Source organism: Pseudonocardia sp. CA-142604 (assembly GCF_050948475.1).
In the GTDB taxonomy this organism is placed as follows: domain Bacteria; phylum Actinomycetota; class Actinomycetes; order Mycobacteriales; family Pseudonocardiaceae; genus Pseudonocardia; species Pseudonocardia alaniniphila.
The window spans coordinates 6,996,300-7,016,346 of record NZ_CP192045.1 but is presented as its reverse complement, the minus strand read 5'-3'; the positions used below and the strand labels follow the sequence as shown (position 1 = coordinate 7,016,346).

The window sequence follows — 20,047 nt, the reverse complement described above, 5'->3', positions numbered from 1 at the left end:
GCAGTGCAGGGCAATTCTTCCTCAGTCCTACGGCATTCCCTCCGTGGTTGCGGGGGCGGATCTTGCGTGGCGGTGCTCGCGCCGCCAGGCCCCCGGCGTCATCCCGAACTGCCGCCGGAACGCACGCTCGAACCCTCGGAGATCGACGAACCCGACAGCCGCCGCAATGTTCGACATGTCGATCCGGACATACCTAGGGTCGGACAGCAGCGTCTGCGCCGCGAGCAGGCGCTGCTCGCGCAGGTAGGCGCCTGGCGTGGTCCCTATCCGTTCGAATAAGGCGTACAGACGGTTGACCGACACATGATGTCGCCGGGCCAGTTCCTCGACCCGCAGGGTCGGATCGGCCAGATGCTCGCGAACATGCATCTGCATCATGTCCAGCAACACCCCAGTGGAACCCTCTCCGCCCGGTACCGAGGGCGCGACGCCCCGTAGCGTCATTGCGAGCAGTTCGAGCGCGGCTCGCCCGGCGTCCAGCCGTTGCGGAGCGGTGAGGTCTCCAGCGACATCCCACAGCCGGCCGAGATAGCCGGACAGCAACTGCATAGCCGGCGTCGCCGGATCCATGCGGCGCGCACACGCTTCGGTGACCGCGGCGCCGTGAAGCGGGAGCAGCTCGCGGAAGATATGAAGGGTGAGGACTCGGGTCGTCGTCGGCGTGACCAACTCCCATGGGCTTCGCGTCTCACTGATCACTGCCGAACCAGCCGTGAGGTCGGCGACGCGGTCGTGCTGGTGAACGTGGGCCTTGCCGTCCAGGAATATGCAGAAATGGATGAGGTGGTCCGTCGACGTCCGTGCGGTCATCCGGTCGGTCCGGGCGATTCGCATCGGTCCGTCCCAATGCGCGCGGGAGAGCTTGATCGCCTCGCCCAGCTCCTGCGACGCGATCCGGCTGTGAAATCCGGGACGTGTCCGCACGATTACCGGCATGAAAACCTCGCGCCCGGCGTCCTCTACGTCCTCGCCGGAGAATTCGTGGGTCTGCACGGCTCAAAGCTAGTTCTGGCCATCCGCCCGCGGTAGCCACAGTTTCCTTGCATAGCGCAACGGTGTTGGCGCGGTGAGTTGACCAAGCGCGAGCGTGGGGGTGTAAGGAGCCCGGGAGGGCCCCCGCCACGGTTGCCCGCGCACTTCTGGCACAGCTCCGTCACCCACTCCTGCAAGCTGATGTGGTCGATCTTCTCGAGTGGGATTGCCCCCACCGCGGCCGGACGTGCGTGTGCATGATCGAACGGCCCCGTGCTGCGGTGGTGGCTTCGGTGTTCCACGCGGCCACCGAAACCCTCGATCTCGATCCTCCCGCTCGATGACGACGCGGTGAAGACCGTCGCCAGTCGGGTGGCCGTGATGTGTCTCGACTGTAGTCCGAAACGGTCATACGGCGAGGCCTCGGCGCAACACCGCGATCTTTTCGGTCTGTTCACGCTGACTGATCGCTGGGTGTGTCAAGAACATCGCCGAGCCGTGGAAGGTGCCGGGAAACAGGTGCAGCTCTACCCGGTTCCCGGCTGCTTGCAGCGCCAGAGCGTAGGAGAGGCCCTCATCGCGCAGTGGGTCGAACTCCATCGCGGAAACGTAGGCCGGCGGCAGCCCGGACAGGTCGGTAGCGCGCGCGGGTGCGGCGTAGGCCGGCACGTCGGCGCTTCCGGCGACGCCGTGACCGAGGTAGGAATCCCAGCTGAACACCGCGGCGGGACGGTTGAATACCGGAGTATCGGTGAATGCCTGCATGCTGGCGGTCTGCAGGCGATCGTCGACCTCGGGCACGCCGAGGTACTGAAAAGCGATCGCCGGGCCGCTCCGGTCGCGGGCGAGCAGAGCCAGCGCGGCACAGATTCCGCCGCCCGCGCTGATGCCGTGGACAGCGATCCGCGCCGGGTCGACATCCAGCTCTTCAGCGTGCTCGGCGAACCAGCTCAAGGCCGCGTACGAGTCCTCCAGCGCCGCCGGGTAGGGATGCTCGGGTGCCAGCCGGTAGTCCACCGACACAACCACCGCTCCCGTGTCCCGCGCCATAGTTACGTTGGCCGCATGGTTCATGTCCAGGTCGCCCAGGACGAACCCGCCGGCGTGCAAGTCGAGTACGCCGACCGGACCACTGCGCGCAGCCGGGCGATAGATCCGGACGATCACTTCTGGTGCACCGTCCGGTCCGGGCGCGGCCTGCTCGCTGATCGACACGCCAGTTGTGTCCGGCGGAGGCAGCTGCGCGGTCAGTTGCCGCATCGTCGCCCGTGCTTCGCTGAGGTCATCGGGGCTGAGTCGAGGGAGCAAATCCACCAGGGCGACAAGCTCAGGGTCGATCGCGTAGTCCAACGGTTCCACGTCTCCTCGTGTTGTGAGTGATCATTCGACCCTGAAGGGTGTTGGGCTTGTCGTAGGAACGCGTGAGTTCAACCAGCCGCGCCGAACCAGGCCAATTACCTGCACGCAGTTTCGGGCCGACAACGAATCGAGGTGCCTCCGACGCGGCTAGGCGAGGATGTCATTCGTGATCTCGGGCCGAGGGTCAACACTATGGCCGGAAGCTCCTCGATTAATCGGGCGACCGGTCTGCCCGATTGATTGCGTCACGAGACGTCTCAGTAAATCCGGACTCGATATTCCAATGATAGTCGACCTGCGAATCCCGACGCCCAGGGTGTCTTCGACGTGAAGATGGCTTTGGTGTAGGCGAACGGGGCTTCGTCGCTAGCGGGGTGGTCGGCAAAGACCGCCCGGCCTATCATGCGTACCGTATATTATCCTGTCTCCCTCTGCGGCTTATGCCTTGAAGGCCCGCCCTCTGGATCGGGTGGCAATGTGGACATGTTGCTCCGATCGCGCCTCGATCGCTCCAGTGTGAACCCCTGGTTGCATTTCCCTGTCTCGAGGGAGGCACGTGCATGAGCGTCCCGTGATCCGGGGCAAAGGCGATTAATCACCCTTCCTCTGTGGCTCATGATCTTGGGCCGGCTCTCAGGTGTGCAGCACGCTGGTGACGACCAACGCGGCGATCAGTATTGCGGGCAGGCGCGTGAACCCGTTCTGTCCGAATTATGAGATCCTGGGCACCGGGATGCTGTGGCGTTGGGGCAACCAGGGATTTGTACTGGCGCGATCGTGGCTTCAGCGGAACATCGTCGTCCGTGTCGCCATCCTCACTCGGACGGCGACTCCCAGCTGTCGAATCACTGAGCCATAACGTCTGGAGAGGCGCAAGTGTGACTGAGTTCGGTTGGCCGCCTCGAAACATGCGCTTTGGCCAGACGGGTGATCACTGGAGGCGACGAAATGTTGGCCAATGGATGTCGAGCCGGCGGTCATCTCGCTGACCGGTCGGTCGAACTCGGCGTTCTCTGCGTCTTCGTGGGCTCGGCAAGTGCCGGCTTGATATTTTCCGCTAGGCCAGAGGTCATCCGCGGGGAGCCGGTCGACCCGCTGCCTGGACCGAATGGCTGGCTACGCAACCGGAAATGCAGCCCGAGCTCGTCGTGGCGACGCGGCGATCGTCATGCGAAGTCCGCGACAACGCCGATGACCCATAGGTCGTTACTGGTCACGGGCCGGCAGACGTCCCAGCCGGTGACACCAGGCCAGGCCGGCCGCCCGCGCCACGAAGCGCGGAGTTCCCTGTGAAGTTCGGCGTTGCCTGCATGATCACCGACGAGTCGATCAGCCCGACAGCGCTGGCGACAGCGGTGGAGGAACGCTCGTTCGACTCGATGTTCGTCGGCGAGCACTCCCACATCCCGACCAGCCGCGAGTCACCGTTCCCGTTCGGTGGCGACTTGCCCCGGGAGTTCCACCGGGAGTTCGACGCATTTGCCGCGTTGTCCGCTGCCGCGGTGGTCACGTCGTCGCTGACCCTCGGCACTGGGGTCGTGCTGCCCGCCCAGCGTGACGTCTTCTCCACCGCCAAGCAGGTCGCGACGGTGGACCACCTGTGTGGCGGGCGGTTCGTGTTCGGCGTCGGGACGGGCTGGATCACCGAGCAGATGCGCAACCACGGCATCGACCCGAGCACCCGTGGCGCCCGGCTCGACGAGCACCTGCGCGCGCTCGAAGCGATCTGGACCCGGGACGAGGCCGAGTTCCACGGCACCTATCTCGACTTCGACCCCGTCTTCTCCTGGCCCAAGCCGGTGCAGGCGCACGTGCCCGTCTGCGTGGGCGGCGAGAGCACCGCCGCGGTTCGCCGGGCGGCTGCGCTCGGTGACGCGTGGATGCCGAACTCCGTGCTGGACCCGGCCCACGTCAAGGCGCAGTTCGCGCTACGCGACCGGTACGCGGCGGGCATCCCTCTCGTGGCGTACGCGGTCTCCCCGGACAACCTGCCGGTGATCGAGGAGTACGCGAGGCAGGAAGCGGACCAGATCGTGCTGCATCTACCGACCCTGCCCGAGGACCACGCACTCACCGTGCTGGATGCCATGGTCACGATCACGCAGCAGTACCGGTAGGTGATCGCCTCCGCGTCGCCCCGGTCGTCGCGCGAAGCCACGCACTGCGCAGCCGCGTCGCCACCACGTTCACCGTAGCGATCTCCGAATGTGGACGGACCTCGCTGCCACAGGCAGCGTGCTTGATCCTCTAGAGACAGTCACAGGCCGCTGCTCAATGCACGTTGAGCGCGGGATCAGCGGAAGGGACAGACCCATGACATCAATACGAGTCACAGCCGAACGGTTCTTCGATACCTGCGACACGGGGAAGGGCTGGCAGGCGTGTGAGCAGTACTGCCATCCCGGCGCAACTTTCTCCGCCCAGGCCGATTCCTTGGAGGGTATGGAAACGCTGGAATCGTACGTCGAGTTCATGAAGGGCATGTTGACAGTATTGCCCGATGGCATCGCTGAGGTGCGGTCGTTCGCAGTCGACGAGGCACGCAAAAACGTGGCGGCGTTCGGCGTTTTCCACGGGACACACACCGGCGAGGGCGGCCCGGTACCACCGACTGGAAAGACCGCAAAGGCCGAATACGTCTACGTCATGGAGTTCGACGGCGACAAGATCCGCCACGTGACCAAGATTTGGAACGATCGGATCACCATGCGGCAGCTCGGATGGGCATATTAGGGGAAATCGATGACTCGCCGTGACCAGAGATGGCCAGCTCGATGACGATCTGGCGCCGACGCGGCAGTAAGGAAGGCGAGTTGACGACCAGTAGTAAGGGATGTCGTGTTGACGAGCAGTGGTTCGGGCACCACCAGCAAGGCCAGTGATGGGATCGCGACCCCGTCGGGTCACGAGCCGGATGAGCGCGGTCATTTCGGTCGTTATGGTGGCCGTTTCGTGCCGGAGGCGTTGATCGCGGCGCTTGACGAGCTGGCCGCCGCATACGACAAGGCGCGGGGTGACCGGGACTTCCTTGACGAGTTGGATCGGCTGCATCGGGATTATTCGGGGCGTCCGTCCCCGCTCACGGACGTGCCCAAGCTGAGCGAGCACGCGGGCGGGGCGCGGATCCTGCTCAAGCGTGAGGATCTCAACCACACCGGATCTCACAAGATCAACAATGTGTTGGGTCAGGCGTTGCTGACGCAGCGGATGGGTAAGTCGCGGGTGATCGCGGAGACCGGTGCGGGGCAGCACGGGGTGGCCACGGCCACGGCGTGTGCATTGCTGGGCCTGGAGTGCGTGGTCTACATGGGTGAGGTCGACACCGAGCGGCAGGCCCTGAACGTCGCGCGGATGCGGCTGCTCGGGGCGCAGGTGGTGCCGGTCAAGACCGGGTCCCGCACGTTGAAGGACGCCATCAACGAGGCCTTGCGGGACTGGGTCACCAATGTCGAGCGCACGCACTACCTGCTGGGCACGGTCGCTGGTCCGCATCCGTTCCCGACGATGGTGCGTGACTTCCATCGGATCATCGGTCTGGAGGCACGCGAGCAGGTGCTTGCCCGCACCGGCCGTCTCCCCGACGCGGTGGCTGCGTGTGTGGGTGGGGGGTCGAACGCGATCGGGATCTTCCACGCCTTCCTGGACGATCCGTCGGTGCGGCTGGTCGGTTTCGAGCCCGGTGGTGACGGGGTGGAGACCGGACGCCACGGCGCCACCCTCACCGAGGGCTCTCCGGGTGCACTGCACGGCGCGATGTCGTACCTGTTGCAGGACGAGGACGGGCAGACGAAGGAGTCGCACTCGATCTCCGCGGGGCTGGACTACCCGGGTGTGGGTCCGGAGCACGCGCTGTTAAAGGACCTGGGCCGGGCGGAGTACCGGCCGATCACTGATGCGGAGGCGATGGAGGCGTTCGCGCTGCTCTCGCGTACCGAGGGGATCATTCCGGCGATCGAGTCGGCCCACGCCGTCGCCGGCGCTCTGCGGTTGGGTCGCGAGCTCGGCCCGGACGCGGTCATCCTCGTCAACCTGTCCGGGCGTGGTGACAAGGATGTCGATACCGCCGCGAAGTGGTTCGGCATGATCTCGGACCGGGAGAGCGCGGAGGACGCGAGCGGCACGGCGATCGCCGAGGCCTCGCTTACTGGCCCGGGCGGCCAAGCACCTGTAGGGGAGACCCTGGTGGGCACCGAGGCGGAGGGCGTGCACATGAGCGAGCTTGGGAGCGAATCAGTGTCGCAGCGCCCGCGCGCGGTGACGTTGCCCGATGGGCCGGCCGAGCGCAGCGAGGGCGAGCGATGAGCGCGGTGGAGGAGATCTTCCGTGAGTGTCGGGAGCAGGGTCGCGGCGCGCTGGTCGGCTATCTGCCGGCCGGTTACCCGACCGTGGACGGCTCGGTGGAGTTGCTGGGTGCGTTGGTCGAGGGCGGGTGTGACCTGCTCGAGATCGGTATCCCGTACTCCGACCCGGTGATGGACGGCCCGACGATCCAGGCGGCCGCCGACACCGCGTTGCGGGCGGGTACGAGGCTGCGTGATGTGTTGTCGGTGGTGGAGCGGGTGACCGCGGCGGGTGGGCGTGCGGTGGTGATGACGTATTTCAACCCGGTGCTGCGTTACGGGGTTGAGGCGTTCGCCCGTGACCTCGCCTCGGCCGGTGGCCTAGGGATGATCACTCCTGACCTGATTCCGGATGAGGCCGCCGACTGGTTGGCCGCGTCCGAGGCCCACGGGCTGGACCGGATCTTCCTCGTCGCGCCGTCGTCCACCGAGGAGCGCATCGCGCTGACCGCCGCGGCGGGCAGTGGGTTTCTTTACGCCACGTCCACGATGGGTGTCACGGGCGCGCGGGACAGTGTCGCTTCGGTGGCTCCGGAGTTGGTTGCGCGGTGTCGTGCGCACACCGCGTTGCCGATCGGTGTGGGTCTGGGTGTCCGCTCGGCCGAGCAGGCTGCGCAGGTCGCCGCGTTCGCCGATGGGGTGATCGTCGGGTCGGCGTTCGTCACGGCCGCCGAGCAGGGCGGGGCCGAACAGGTCCGCGCACTGGCCGCGGAACTGGCCGATGGCGTCCGCCGCACCAACCACCCGGCCGAGCCTGCCGCCACCGCTTGATCGACCCGTTCAGAACGGACATCGGCCGCTCGGTCGCGAGGCGCGGGCACGTTCTGCCGACGCGACCGGGGGCTCGCCGGCGGGGACTCGGGTGACGAGGCGCGTCAAATGAAGAGCCGAAACGAAGGTGAATTCAGCAAGCGGCCCACGTTGGGAGTCCGAATCCGGGCGTGGGTGGCGACGAATATCAACAGAAGGAGGAGCTGCCGTGAATGATGCGGCATTCTCATCCGGTGAACTCAACGAGCCTGCCGAACGCGCAGAGGTGATGGCCACTGCCCGCGAGCTGGTTCCTCTGCTGAGAGCCCACGCATCGGAGACCGAGCGGCTCGGGACCCCGGCCCCGGATGTGCACGCCGCCCTGCGCGCGGCCGGTTTCTACACACTGACAGCACCTCGGAAGTACGGCGGTCGCGAGGCCGGCGTTCGCACCGTCATCGAGGCGTTCTCCGAGCTCGCCCGCGGCTGCGGATCGAGCGCCTGGGTCGCCAAAATCTGTTGCGGCGCGGCGTTCATGACGGCGCTCTTCGACGACCAGGCTAGGCACGACGTCTGGGGGGAGGACGGATTGACAGCCGTCAGCGGCTCCACGAGGGGTGCTTCGTCGAACACGGCCCGCTGGGGACCTGGCGGCATCATCGTCGACGGCGAATGGTTCTACGCCTCAGGGATCCACCAGGCGCAGTGGGTGCTGTGCCAGGTGTCGGTCGACGCCGACACGGCCGAGCATCCCGATGTCCGGCTCGCCTTACTCCCCGCGTCGGACGTCGCCATCAACGCCACCTGGGACATGGCCGGTATGCAGGGCAGCGGCAGTGACGGCTTTTCCGTTCGTGAGGTCTTCGTGCCGGAGTACCGCACCCTTCCAGCCTCAAGGCTGAGCGGCTCGAACCGCAGATGGCAGGAGGGCGAGCGGGTCTATCACGCGTCCGTCGTCTCGATGCTCGCGATCTCGATGGCAGGCCCGGTCATCGGCATGGCGCAGGGCGCGCTCGACGACATCCTGGAGACGCTGGCGAAGGGCAAGGCGATCACCGGGTCGGTGTACACGGATGCCGTCCGCTCACCCAGTGTCCAAATGGCCATTGCGGACGTCGTGTCCCTCATCGACACTGCACGGCTGCACGCTTACCGGGCGGCCGGTGACATCGAGGCGGCCTCGGTCGAGGGTCGTCGGCTGGACGTCGGGGCTCGGGCGCGAATCAGGATGGACGCCAGTGTGGTCATGCTCCGGTGCCGGGAGGCGATCGACCGCCTCCTCGACATCGGCGGGGCTTCGGGCTTCCGTCGCAGCAACCCGGTCCAGCGGTTCTGGCGCGATCTCGCCACCGCGTCCCGGCACGCAGCGGTGTCGCCCTCGCTGAGCAGGGAGATCTACGGTCGCGCGCTCCTGGGCATCGAGGAGCAGGTCACGGGAGCCGTCTGAGGGTGCGCCGCAGCAGTTGGGCTCCGTCGGCGCCCGAACGTCGGACAGTCCCCGCAGCCGATGTGACGGCTCTACCGCGGGTCGCCAGGTTAGCGCTGTCGGCGGTAGCGCACGGTGCGGTTGTTCAGTGGTTGCAGCTTGCGGGCGTTGCCTTTGGGGGAACAGGTCCTCGAAGCCGTGGACGGTGGCGTCGGTGATGTCGCGGTCGGTGCCGCACTCCTGGCGAAGGGTATGGCGCCGCGTCGGATGGCGAGCTGGCTCATCATTCCCCCGGCCGCTGGTCCGCGCTGCCATGAAAGCGGTGCGGGGCCAAGCGGAGTTGTCTGCGTGAGGTGATGTTGAGCTTCGTGAAGACTTTCCTCAGGTGCCATTCGATCGTCCTGTGGCTGACGAAGAGCCGGGTGGCGATCTCGGCGTTGGTCAGCCCCGCGGAGGCGAGCCCTGCGATCTGCTCCTCTTGTGGGGTGAGCAAGTTGCCGGTCTCGGGGGAGAGCCTGGGAGGTCTGGCAGCTGATTCTCCGGTCAGCTCCAGCTCGCGTGCGGCGCGGCGAGCAAACGCTCTGGCTCCGATCATGGAGAACACCTCGTGGGAGATGCGTAGCGACTCACGGGCATCGACCACGCGGTGCTCGCGGCGCAGCCATTCGCCGTAGAGCAGATGGGCGCGTGCAAGCTCGCCGCGAACGCGACTACGGCCGAGTCGGGCGATCGCCTCGCGGTAGAGCGGTTCGGCCGCCTCGGATCCGCTCACCAGCGCTCGCGAGCGGGCTTCGATCCCCAGTGCCCAGTCGGTCCCGGATGCGCGGGTCGCCTCCGTGAGGCGCCCGAGAGCGCAAGCGGCACGTTCGGGCTGACCGCTGAGGGCGGCAGCCTCGATGAGCTCCACCATCACCCCGCACGCCGACAGGCCCCAACTCGGTTGGTGACGCGTGGGAGGTCTCATCCACAGCGGAGAGCGCATAGTCGTGTTGGGTCAGGCTGTTGCACAGCAACGCCTTGGCCCATGTGGCAGTGGTCAGCTCGAAGCCCTGGCCGCGCGTCGCCGCCTCCGCGGTCGTCGTGTCGATCAGACGGAAGGCAGCGGCTACCCGTCCCTGCCACGAAGCGACCAACATGGCTGCCAGGGGCATGTGCGGGCTTCCGGTGGCCTCGATCACCTCGTCGGCCTCCTCGAGCAGCGACGCGGCCGCGGGTAGCTCGCCGAGAACCGTGTGAACGACGATCCGTGACGTCAGCGCGAGCGGAAGCACCGCGACAGCACCGAGCTCCCTGGCGAGCTGGACGTGCCGATCCGCGAGTGCCTCCCAGGTCTCGTCCTCCCACGCTTGCGCAGCCGTCATGCCCGCCAGCCACAGCCAGCGCAGCCCCTCGTCCGGCGGAAGGTCCGGGCTGCGGAACGCGCAGAGTGCTCGCCTCATCATCGGCATCCCCGCGGCAGAGCCATCCATGATCCGGCTCGCCACGGCGTCCAGGAGAAGATCTGCTGCACCCTGGGGCGAGGCGACCGGCGCGGCTCGCGCGGCCTCGGCGATCTCTGCCAGGCCGCCGCTGTCGGCCGGCGGTCCGGCGAACATTGCCGCCGAGACGGCTTCCAGATACGTCTCACGGGCCAGCTTGGCGTCGAGCGGCTCCAGCCGCTTCGCTGCCCCGAGCAACAGCTGGGGTGCGTCGCTGCTGCGGTGCGCGGTGAACGCGATCTGAGCGCGCAGCAAGTCCGCCGTGGCACGTTGGAGCTCGTCCAGCCGGCCGGCCTGCGCCCGGCAGAGCAGCCTGATGGCGGCGTCTGTCATGCCGGCCCGGTGTTTCTCCTGCGCCGCGGCCACTATGCGTTCCGCCTTGCGCGACGGTTCGACTGTCAGCTCGGCCGCCTGCTCGAAGAACGCCGCGGCCGCAGCCGAGCAGCCGCGAGCGCGCGCTCGCAAAGCCGATCGCTCGAGCTCATCAGCCACCTCGTCGTCGGGACCGGGTGCCGCCTGGGCGCGGTGCCACGCACGCCGATCGGGATCCGTGTCCGGATTGGTGACCTCGGCCAGCACCTGGTGTGAATACTGGCGCTCCTTCAGCGATGCCGCCCGGTAGAGCACCGAGCGAGCGAGCGGGTGTGGAAACCGGACCACCGGACCGATGTCGATCAATCCGTTCCGGGTGGCAGGCGCGGCATCTCGATCGCCGATGCCGAGCAGGCCGGCTGCCCGCCAGAGCAGCACCGGATCGCCGACCGGCTCCGCCGCGGCCAGTAGCAACAGCCGCCGCGTGTCCCGCGGAAGCGCCACGACGCGCTGCAAGTAGCTCTCCTCGATCCGCTCAGGCAGCGCGCCCACACTCAGCAACCCGCTATCGAGCTCGGCCACCGTCGAGGAACGCGCCGACTCCACGAGGGCGAGCGGGTTGCCCCGACTCTCGGAAACGATCCGGTCCAGCACCCGCTCGTCCACCCGGCCCCGCAGCACGGATCCGAGCAGCAGCCGCGCCTCCGTCTCCGGGAGCCCACCCACGACGAGTTCCCGCAATCCTGAGAAGTCCAGTTCATGGGGCTCGCGCACGGCGATGATCACAGCGACCGACTCGACCCGCAGCCGCCGGGCCACGAACGTCAGCAATTGAACCGACGATGTGTCCAGCCACTGCGCGTCATCGATCACGCACACCAACGGCCGCTCACGGGCCACCTCCGCCAGCAGCCCCAACACAGCAAGGCCGACCAGGAAGCGGTCCGGCGCCGGTCCGACGCGCAGGCCGAACGCCGCATACAGTGCGTCACGCTGCGGCCCGGGCAACGGCTCCGCCCGGTCCAACATCGACAGGCACAATTGATGGAGCCCCGCGAAGGCCAGGTCCAACTCGGACTGAACTCCCACCACACGCTCCACCCGGCAGTCCGACGCTCGGCCGACGAGGTATTCCAACAGCGCCGACTTGCCCACTCCCAGCTCGCCACGCACCACCAGCGCCTGACTCTCACCTGCCCGAATGGCGGCAAGCAGCCGGTCGAGCACCTCCCGCTCGTCGCATCGATCCAGCAACACCAGATCACACCACCATCGCAACACGAAAATGCACGAACAAACGGCTGGTGACAGCTGCCTCCGAAACACGCCGTTCCATGAAGGTGGGCACCATGAGCGTCATTCACGTCCGTCCGGCGCGGCCCTTCACGGAACGCGAGATATTCTACTTCTGTCCAAGATCGCTGAATTTCAAGCGACCTCTTTTGGGTTACGTCACCGGCCTCACGATACACCGCAGAGTGGCTATGCATGTCCGTTTTCGATGGGAATGAACGAAATTCCGAATAGCTCGACCACTGCTGGTCTGATGTGGAACGCGCCTCCGTGGCTCGGTCCGCTCGGTCCCGCTCGCGGGGCGCGGCCCGGACAGTCCCTCGCCATGCTGGTCTCAGCCGGCATCGGGAGCGCGGAGGAAGATGGTCATCGGCCCCTTTGCAGACCGTGGCGGGGCAAGGTACACATGGTGACGGCGCTGGCTGATCAAGCAGGAAGGGCGCCGCGCGGTGCCTGGCTGCGGTCGGCTTGGCGGCGACGGGCGGTTGGCGGCCCGAGCCACGTGGGTGCTGTGCGGCGTGGGGATGGACCAAAGGCGGTTCTTCAGCATGAGCGATGCGCACCGACTCGACACCACGTCGGCGAGTTCAGGCAGGGGCACGGTGTTCGCTGCTTGGGAGCGGTTCGTGCAGGGCGAGGATCATGTCCGTGGTGTCCGGCCCGAGGTGGTGGTCTCCTGGCATCGCTGCCGCGAGCAGTATCGGGTCGATCCACATCTGACCGAAGCTCCGCTGGCGGCGGAACATCGTGACCATACGCTCGAACAACTCGTGATACTGACCGAGTTGGGCGGGCTTGCGGGGGCCATGGCGCGGGAGGTGGAAGGCCGGAACGGCATCGTGACCGTCACCGACGCCACCGGCCGAATCCTGGCCACCTGGGGTGACGCGGCCACGGTGGCCAGAGCCGCCGACGCCAATCTCGCCACCTGGTCCTGCTGGTCGGAGGCCGGGGCCGGCACGAACGGGATGGGTACCGCGCTGGAGACGCACGGCCCGGTTCTGATCAGGGGTGCGGAGCACTGGTGCCAGGCGTTCCACAGCTGGGCCTGCGCGGGCATTGCCGTGCGTGACGTGGTGACCCGCGAGCCGATCGCGGTGCTCAACGTCTCCTGCTGGCGCACCCCGCTGCCCGATGCCACCGACAGGTGGCTCTCCCATGCGGTCACCCAGACGCAGACCACGCTGAAAGGGCGCGCTCGAGACAGCGCCGCCGAACTGATCGCCGCATTCGCCCAGGCCAAAGGTCGCGCCACCGACGCCGTGGCCGCGGTGGACGCCGCGGGGAATGTGGTGATCGCCGATGAGCGAGCCAGTCCACTCATGGGCGTGCCCGCCGAGGTGCCCGCGGTCGAGCCCGCCATCAGATGGCACACCTCTCTGCCGGACCTGATCCGGGTTGCCAAATATGCGAGTGCGCGTGCCGCCCGAAACTCCGAGTGGGTCGGTTCGACACAGATCTTCACTCATCTCGCCGACGAGCCGGTTTCGGTCACCATTCGGCCCGTGTTCTTCTCGGGGCAACTGGCCGGGCACCTGATGTTTCTCGGCGCGTCCGGCGATGCGCAGCCGCTCCCCACACTGGCGCCCACCCTTCCGCCCAATACGCCGATGCGCCGGGTCGTAGCGCTGCGGGAGGACCGGATGGTGCTGCTGCGGCCGCGCGAAGTCAGCTTCGCCGAGTCGGACGGCAATGACGTGTGGCTGTTCACTGAGCAGGGGCGACTGCGCTCCGCCACCCCGGGCCTGGACAAGCTCACCAACGAGCTGGCCGACGCCGGATTCCTGCGGGTGCACCGCCGCTACGTGGTCAACCTCAGTCGCGTCCGGGAAATCGAGCGCGGGTTCAAAGGCGAGCTGTCGCTGGTCATGGACAGCCAGGAGAACGACGTGGTACCGGTCTCCCGGAGGAACACGCCGGCCGTCCGCGACGCGCTGGGGCTCTAGAACTGTTTCCTCGAACTCGGATCATCCCGAGCGCGAGTCATGGGTCACCAGAACTTGATGCCGGCCGCCTTGAGCCGGCGCCGATGCTGCCGCACGGCAGTCTCGATCGCGGCGGGCGTGATGAGGTCCCCCCACACCTTTGCGGCCGTCTCCCCCTGCGCGAGCAGCATGTCCGCCTCGTCCCGGCCGATATCGGCGCGCTGGACGATGCGCGATCCGAACCCGATGTGCCAGCGCTCGTCACGGAGGACCAACTCCATCCCCTTGTGCACACCCGGCAGCCGGACGGACAGCCCCTCGAGCACATCGAGCATCGCGTGCTGTCCTGCTAGGAGGACCACGCCCTCGATCACCATGTGGTAGAGCCCGACCGCGGCGGTCAGACACTCGTGGTCCTCCGCGAGCCGTTGGGCAGTGGCAGGCAGGCGCTCCTCGAACAGATCGACGAGGTCGATACTGACGAGGCTGCGCAGAGCGTCCCGCCGTGCCGCGGGGTCGGCCCCGGGGACGCCGGCGACCTCGGCCGCGACCAGGTCGAAAAAGCGGGCGTGGCGCGCCTCGTCGCGGGCTTGGGCGCGGAAGGCCGCCTCCATCGAGTTGCCGGACGCGGCCGCCTGGTAGGAACCGAGCTCCTGGGACACCGCTGTCTCAGCGATGACGAAGCCTGCGATCAGTCCGAGAACCGTGGTCTTCTCGGTGTCGGCGAGCCGTGGCCAGGCCTCGCGGTCGGCCGAGTAGTCGATGCCCGTCTCGTCCCACTGCAGCGATTCGGCGAGCGTCACGAAGTGGTCGTATCCGGCGATCACGACTCAGAGTCCTCCGTCCTCCGGGAACTCTCCCGGCTCCAGCTCGCGGAAATCCGCTTTCGTGGCACCACAGATGGGGCACATCCAGTCGTCAGGGATGTCCTCGAAGGGCGTCCCGGGGTCGATGCCGCTGTCCGGGTCACCTTCCTCGGGATCGTAGATGAATCCACAGGGGATGCAGACCCATCGCGTGGTCACCGGCTTGGCCTGTGTCTGTCCGCCTACGCTCATATCGGGCGCTCCCGCCGATGAACGGTCAGCTCATCGGCGCTGTGCATCGGCAATGCCGCGCCGGCCGCGAAGATCAGCATCGACGTCATCGGCGCAACCTCCTCTTGTTCAGCCGCGGTGCGGGCGGGCCACCAGCAGCTCGTCCACTCGGCGTGATCCCGCGTTGGCCTTCTCCACCGCCTCGGTCACGAGCCCGTGGTCGGGGGAGAGGTGGCAGACCGGGTCGGTCCGGGTGGCGTCGCCGGTCAGCTGAAACGCCTGGCATCGACACCCGCCGAAGTCGAGCTCGCGGCGCTCGCATGTGCGGCACGGATCCTGCATCCAGTCGGCGCCGCGGAACGCGGTGAACATCGGCGACTCGTTCCAGATCGTCGCCAGCGAGTCCTCGCGGACGCTCGCCCGGGGCAGCGGGAGCGTCTGCGCGGCCGGGCAGGGGAGCGCGTCGCCGTTCGGCGCCACGGTGAGCTGGCGCGACGCCCAGCCACCCATGCACGGCTTCGGATAGTCGCTGTAGTAGTCCGGAAGTACGTGCACGATCTCCATCCGGCTGCCCAGGCGGGCCCGGGCGTCGCGCACGACCTCCTCGGCGCGGGCGAGTTGGTGGCGGCTGGGTAGCAGCGCGGCCCGGTTCCGCAACGCCCATCCGTAGTACTGGGTGTTGGCCAGCTCGACGCGGTCGGCATCCAGTTCCTCGACCAGCGCCACGATCTCGGCGATCCGGTCGATGTTCTGCCGATGCAGCACGACGTTGACGGTCAGCGGCCAGCCGAGGTCCTTCACCACGGCGGCGGCCTTGAGCTTGCGCTCGAACGACGGGATGCCCGCGATCCGGTCCGACGTCGCCGGCTCGTCGGCCTGCACGCTGACCTGCACGTGGTCGAGCCCCGCCTCCTTGAGCGCCTCGGCCCGCGGCCGGGAGAACCCGATCGCGCTGGTCACCAGGTTCGTGTACATGCCCAGCTCGGCGGCAGTGCGCACCAGGTCCACCAGGTCGCGGCGCAGCAGCGGCTCGCCGCCGGAGAGGTGGCATTGCAGCACGCCCATCTCTGCCGCCTCGGTGAACACGCGCTGCCAGTCCGCTGTGGACAGTTCGTCGTCGTAGGCGGCCAGCTCCAGCGGGTTGGAGCAGTAGGCACACGCCAGCGGGCAGCGGTAGGTGAGCTCGGCCAGGAGCCCGAAGGGCCTATCCATCACATCGCCTCCTCGACGGTGACGTGGCGGCGAGCGGCCATGCGGTCCAGGAAGTCCCGCACCTCGTCGTCCACCGGGCGCTGGTAGCGGGTGCGCAGGTCGTCCACGATCTCGGCGACGGTCCGGGACCCGTCGCACAGGCCGACGATGTCCGCGCCGGTTCCGTTGAGGACGATCACCGACTCCGGGCCGAGCAGGACGTGCTTGCCGCGTGATCGGTCGAAGCGCAGCCGCAGGTGCGGCCCGAGCCGGGGACGGGCCGTCGCCGGCAGCGCGGGCGGGGAGGACGGGGATAGCGCGGAGTCACTCGGCATAGGCCTGGTCGATCGCGTCCATCAGGGACCAGAGCACGTCGCACTTGAACGACAGCGCCTCCACGGCGCGGTCCTGCTCGTCGGGGGTCAGGCAGTGCGCGGTGACGACCTCCAGGGCGTGCTCGGAGTCGCGCGGCGCCTGCTCGAGCCGGGCCCGGAAGTAGGCCAGCCCGTCCGGGTCGATCCAGGTGTAGCAGCGCTCGAACGCGGCCAGGCGCTCGGCCATCAGGTCCGGCGCGAACAGTTCTGTCAGCGACGACGCGACCGCGTCCACCCACGGCTTCGTGCGGGCGAACGTCACATAGGCGTCGACGGCGAACCGCGCGCCGGGCACGAGGTGGCGGTGGTCGAGCATCTCCTCGCGCGTCAATCCGCATGCCTCGCCAAGGCGCAGCCAGGCCTCGATGCCGCCTTCCCCGGTGACGACCCCGTCGTGGTCGACGATCCGCCGGATCCAGCGCCGGCGAACCTCCACGTCCGGGCAGTTGGACAGGATCGCACCGTCCTTGCGGGGGATGTTCTCCTGGTAGTAGAAGCGGTTCGCCACCCAGCCGCGGATCTGGGCGGGGGAGAGCGTTCCCTCGTTCATCCGCAGATGGAAGGGGTGTGCGCTGTGGTAGCTCTTCGAGTGCGCGCGCAGGCGCTCCAGGAACGCCGCGGTCTCCGGGTCCGTCGGTCCCCTCCGTCCAGTCGCAGCCGCCACGCCGTTGCGGGTCGGTGTCGCCATGGTCGTCATCGCACCTAGACCTCCACCTCGAGCCCGTCGTGGGCCACGTCCATGCCGCCGTCGGTGACCAGGCGGCGCTCCGGCGTGTCCTCCAACAGGATCGGGTTCGTGTTGTTGATGTGGATGTAGATCTTGCGTTCGATCGGCAGCGGGGACAGCAGCTCGAGGCTCCCCCCGGGCCCGCCGATCGCGAGGTGTCCCATGTCGCGGGCGGTCTTCTCGGCCAGTCCGAGCCGGATCAGCTCGTCGTCGTGCCAGGTGGTGCCGTCCACGAACAGGCAGTCGATCCCGTCGAGCTCGTCGCGCACGGCCGGCGTCAGCTCCTGCACACCCGGCAGGTACACCGCCGCCCGTCCGGTGCTCTCGTCGGTCAGGCGGTAGCCCACCACCCGTCCGCCGTCGGCCCCGATGCCGAACCGGTCGTGCTTGGCGGTCGGGACGTCGAACGCCCGGTAGGAGATCCCGCCCAGCGACACCTCCCGCCCCGGGACGACCGGGCGCCAGTCGACAGGGCAGTAGCGCTCCAGCGTGTTCAGGAACCCGGTGCCCTCGCGCAGCGTCGCGTGCGTCGCAGCCGTCGCGTGCAGCTGGATGCCGCGCCCCTCGCGCAGCAGCAGCAGGCCCAGGGTGTGGTCGATCTCGGCGTCGGTGAGCAGCACCGCCTCCAGCGGCGTGAACCGCCCGTCGCCGGGGTGCATGCCGGGGAACGCCTCGAACTGGGTCCGGATGTCGGGGGAGGCGTTGAACAGAAACCAGCGCCGCCCGTCAGGGCTCGCCGCGATCGACGACTGGGTGCGCGCCCTGGCGGGCCGGGACCCGTCACGCACCGCGCCGCACGTCGGGCAGCGGCAGTTCCACTGTGGGTACCCGCCCCCGGCCGCCGATCCCAGCACCCGTAGCCGCATCCCCGCGTCCTCCTCCTCCCGCGCCGTGGCGCGTGTCGTGGGTCCGAACGAAAGAGGGGCGCCGGACCCTCGTCCGGTGCCCCTCCTCGTCCTCGTGCCCGGGCGTCGGCTCAGGCCTCCGAGCGGGCGATGTACATGGTCACCTCCGGGGCACACCCGATTTCCTCGAACTCGGGGGCCTCCCACTCGGTACCAGACTGGGTGATGGTGGACTCCACGCCGTCACCTCCTTTCTCCGTTGCTTCGCGGCGCGTGCGGTGTTGCCAGGGCGTGTGACGCGCCCTAGTCGGTGTTCAGTCCTCGGGCAGGGCGAAGACGAACAGCGCGTCGCCCGCGTTGGCGCCGAGGAACCCGGGGAAGAAGCCCTCGACCCAGCCACCCCATCCGGTGGGCACCGCGATGTACTGGCGGCCGTCGATGCTGTATGGGGTGGGGCTGCTGTGGTGCCCGCTTCCGCACTGGAACGACCACAGCTTCTCGCCGGTCTCGGCGTCCAGGGCGACGAACTCACCCGTCGGGATGCCCTGGAACACCAGCCCGCCCGCCGTGGTCAGCGTCGAGGCGCACATCGGGTACTCGTTGCGCCAGCGCCACTTCTCCTCGCCGGTCAACGGGTCGATGGCGGCCACGAACCCGTAGTAGTCCTCGAGGTCGACGGCCACACCCGCGCCCCAGTACGGGATGCTCTCCTTGAACTCGCGGCGCCGCCGGGTGGCCGTGGCCCCGACTTCCTGCACCGGCACGTAGATCAACCCGGTCTGGGGGTTGTAGGACATGTGCGTCCATTCCTTGCCCCCGGCCGGCCCCGGCCAGAAGTGCACCGGCTCGCCTTCCTTGTCCGGATACACCTTGGGGGTGACCTTTCCCTCGGGGGTGATCTCCCCCCAGGTGATCCGGTCCACGAAGGGGAACACCCGGACCAGCTCGCCGTTGGTCCGGTCGAGGACGAAGAAGTACCCGTTCTTGTCCGCGTGCGCGAGCAGCTTGCGCCCGTCGGGGGCATCGAACAGGAGGTTCTCCATCGTGGAGTCGTAGTCCCACAGGTCGTGCGGGGTGAACTGGTAGTGCCAGCGGATCTCGCCGGTGTTCACGTCCACCGCGATGGTGCAGTCGGTGTAGAGGTTGTCACCCTCGCGTACCCCGCCGTCGAAGTCGGGCGCCGGGTTGCCCGTCCCCTGGAAGAGGAGCTCCAGTTCCGGGTCGTAGGTGGGGGTGACCCAGCAGTTCGCACCGCCGCGCTGCCACGCCTCGCCGTCGGCCGGCCAGGTTTCGGATCCGGGCTCGCCGGGCTTGGGAACCGTGTAGCAGCGCCAGCGGCGCTCCCCGGTGTGGGCGTCGAACGCGTCCAGGTGCCCGCGGACCCCGAACTCCCCGCCGGCGCTGCCGACGATGACCATGTCCTTCACCAGCAGCGGCGCGACGGAACCGCTCTCGCCGGCGCGCACGTCGCCGTTGACGACGTCGAAGACGATCTCGCCGTTCGTCGCGTCGAGCGCGATGATGTGGGCGTTGAGGGTGTAGAGGTAGACCTTCCCGTGCCCCACGGCCACGCCGCGGTTCACGTTCCCGCAGCACAGCGAGACGTCGTACGGGGAGGGGTACTTGAACCGCCAGAGTTCCTCGCCGGTCTTGGCGTCCAGGGCCCAGACCTTGCCGTCCGGACCGGAGACGAACATGGTCCCGTCCACGACGAGCGGGGAGGCCTCGAACGAGTAGGTCGACGCGCCGGAGTGCATGCCGGTGGCGCCTGCCTGGAAAACCCAGGCAGGAGTCAGGCGCCGGACGTTCTCCTTGTTGATCTGGTCCAGCGTGCTGTAGCGCTGGCCGTCATAGGTGCCGTAGTAGGTGAGCCAGTTCTGCGGCTCCGAGCGGGCGTCGAGAATGCGCTCGAAGTTGACGTTCTCGGCTACCTGCGGCGCACTTCCCTTGACGGCGCTGAGTGAGGTGAGGCGGACGGCCTGACCTGCGTCGACATAGTCGGTCATCACCTGCTCCTT

Annotated in this window: 17 protein-coding genes and 1 pseudogene; 6 read left to right on the top strand and 12 right to left on the bottom strand. The window is 68.0% G+C overall.

Annotated elements, in window-relative coordinates; translation table 11 throughout:
• Positions 1-27: 27 nt before the first annotated feature.
• A complete protein-coding gene (locus ACQPZQ_RS31735; protein WP_433286939.1) occupies positions 28-993 on the bottom strand; it encodes a helix-turn-helix domain-containing protein in 966 nt (321 codons plus the stop codon).
• A 387-nt stretch (positions 994-1,380) separates the two neighbouring features.
• Entirely contained in the window at positions 1,381-2,322 is a 942-nt protein-coding gene (locus tag ACQPZQ_RS31730) for an alpha/beta hydrolase (protein ID WP_433286937.1), read from the bottom strand.
• Between the two features lie 1,298 nt (positions 2,323-3,620).
• On the opposite strand from ACQPZQ_RS31730, the gene ACQPZQ_RS31725 reads away from it, so the two are divergent.
• The 5 genes and pseudogenes from ACQPZQ_RS31725 to ACQPZQ_RS31705 all read left to right on the top strand — a co-directional run bounded on the left by ACQPZQ_RS31725 (position 3,621) and on the right by ACQPZQ_RS31705 (position 8,868).
• Complete coding sequence (locus ACQPZQ_RS31725) at positions 3,621-4,448, top strand: LLM class F420-dependent oxidoreductase (RefSeq protein ID WP_433286935.1); 828 nt, start codon at positions 3,621-3,623, stop codon at positions 4,446-4,448.
• Between the two features lie 88 nt (positions 4,449-4,536).
• Entirely contained in the window at positions 4,537-5,064 is a 528-nt protein-coding gene (locus ACQPZQ_RS31720) for an ester cyclase (protein ID WP_433286933.1), read from the top strand.
• Positions 5,065-5,217: 153 nt separating this feature from the next.
• Positions 5,218-6,423 (top strand): annotated as a pseudogene (gene trpB, locus ACQPZQ_RS31715) (tryptophan synthase subunit beta); the annotation flags it as partial.
• Positions 6,424-6,629: 206 nt separating this feature from the next.
• Positions 6,630-7,442 carry a tryptophan synthase subunit alpha gene (gene trpA / locus ACQPZQ_RS31710; RefSeq protein ID WP_433286931.1) on the top strand — a complete coding sequence of 271 codons (813 nt, stop codon included), beginning with the start codon at positions 6,630-6,632 and terminating at the stop codon, positions 7,440-7,442.
• A gap of 208 nt (positions 7,443-7,650) precedes the next feature.
• The gene (locus ACQPZQ_RS31705; RefSeq protein WP_433286929.1) at positions 7,651-8,868 is read left to right on the top strand and encodes an acyl-CoA dehydrogenase family protein; all 1,218 of its coding nucleotides are present in this window, start codon (positions 7,651-7,653) and stop codon (positions 8,866-8,868) included.
• Between the two features lie 262 nt (positions 8,869-9,130).
• Here ACQPZQ_RS31705 and ACQPZQ_RS31700 read toward each other — a convergent pair whose 3' ends face one another.
• Both ACQPZQ_RS31700 and ACQPZQ_RS31695 read right to left on the bottom strand, forming a co-directional pair.
• Positions 9,131-9,619: a helix-turn-helix transcriptional regulator gene (locus ACQPZQ_RS31700; protein WP_433286927.1), complete on the bottom strand. Its 489-nt coding sequence runs from the start codon at positions 9,617-9,619 to the stop codon at positions 9,131-9,133.
• Positions 9,558-11,894: an AAA family ATPase gene (locus ACQPZQ_RS31695; RefSeq protein WP_433286925.1), complete on the bottom strand. Its 2,337-nt coding sequence runs from the start codon at positions 11,892-11,894 to the stop codon at positions 9,558-9,560. Before ACQPZQ_RS31695 ends, ACQPZQ_RS31700 begins: the two co-directional genes overlap by 62 nt.
• A 662-nt stretch (positions 11,895-12,556) precedes the next feature.
• Here ACQPZQ_RS31695 and ACQPZQ_RS31690 point away from each other — a divergent pair.
• Positions 12,557-13,876 (top strand): LytTR family transcriptional regulator DNA-binding domain-containing protein, encoded by a 1,320-nt coding sequence (locus ACQPZQ_RS31690; protein WP_433286923.1) that lies wholly within the window; start codon positions 12,557-12,559, stop codon positions 13,874-13,876.
• Between the two features lie 44 nt (positions 13,877-13,920).
• Here the strand turns inward: ACQPZQ_RS31690 and ACQPZQ_RS31685 are convergent, their stop codons facing one another.
• The 8 genes from ACQPZQ_RS31685 to ACQPZQ_RS31650 form a co-directional block, all read right to left on the bottom strand.
• Positions 13,921-14,682 carry a ribonucleotide-diphosphate reductase subunit beta gene (locus ACQPZQ_RS31685; protein WP_433286921.1) on the bottom strand — a complete coding sequence of 254 codons (762 nt, stop codon included), beginning with the start codon at positions 14,680-14,682 and terminating at the stop codon, positions 13,921-13,923.
• 3 nt (positions 14,683-14,685) lie between these two features.
• Positions 14,686-14,913 carry a rubredoxin gene (gene rd / locus ACQPZQ_RS31680; RefSeq protein ID WP_433286919.1) on the bottom strand — a complete coding sequence of 76 codons (228 nt, stop codon included), beginning with the start codon at positions 14,911-14,913 and terminating at the stop codon, positions 14,686-14,688.
• Positions 14,914-15,021: 108 nt separating this feature from the next.
• Positions 15,022-16,104 carry a pyrroloquinoline quinone biosynthesis protein PqqE gene (gene pqqE, locus ACQPZQ_RS31675; RefSeq protein ID WP_433286917.1) on the bottom strand — a complete coding sequence of 361 codons (1,083 nt, stop codon included), beginning with the start codon at positions 16,102-16,104 and terminating at the stop codon, positions 15,022-15,024.
• Positions 16,104-16,418, bottom strand: coding sequence for a pyrroloquinoline quinone biosynthesis peptide chaperone PqqD (pqqD, locus tag ACQPZQ_RS31670; protein WP_433286915.1), 315 nt, complete (start codon positions 16,416-16,418; stop codon positions 16,104-16,106). Before pqqD ends, pqqE begins: the two co-directional genes overlap by 1 nt.
• Positions 16,408-17,154: a pyrroloquinoline-quinone synthase PqqC gene (gene pqqC, locus ACQPZQ_RS31665; protein ID WP_433286913.1), complete on the bottom strand. Its 747-nt coding sequence runs from the start codon at positions 17,152-17,154 to the stop codon at positions 16,408-16,410. The genes pqqD and pqqC overlap by 11 nt, the downstream gene beginning before the upstream one ends.
• Positions 17,155-17,159: 5 nt before the next feature.
• Positions 17,160-18,050: a pyrroloquinoline quinone biosynthesis protein PqqB gene (pqqB, locus tag ACQPZQ_RS31660; protein WP_433286911.1), complete on the bottom strand. Its 891-nt coding sequence runs from the start codon at positions 18,048-18,050 to the stop codon at positions 17,160-17,162.
• 110 nt (positions 18,051-18,160) lie between these two features.
• Positions 18,161-18,268, bottom strand: coding sequence for a pyrroloquinoline quinone precursor peptide PqqA (pqqA, locus tag ACQPZQ_RS31655; RefSeq protein ID WP_433286909.1), 108 nt, complete (start codon positions 18,266-18,268; stop codon positions 18,161-18,163).
• 75 nt (positions 18,269-18,343) lie between these two features.
• Positions 18,344-20,035 (bottom strand): PQQ-dependent dehydrogenase, methanol/ethanol family, encoded by a 1,692-nt coding sequence (locus tag ACQPZQ_RS31650; protein WP_433286907.1) that lies wholly within the window; start codon positions 20,033-20,035, stop codon positions 18,344-18,346.
• Positions 20,036-20,047: the final 12 nt, after the last annotated feature.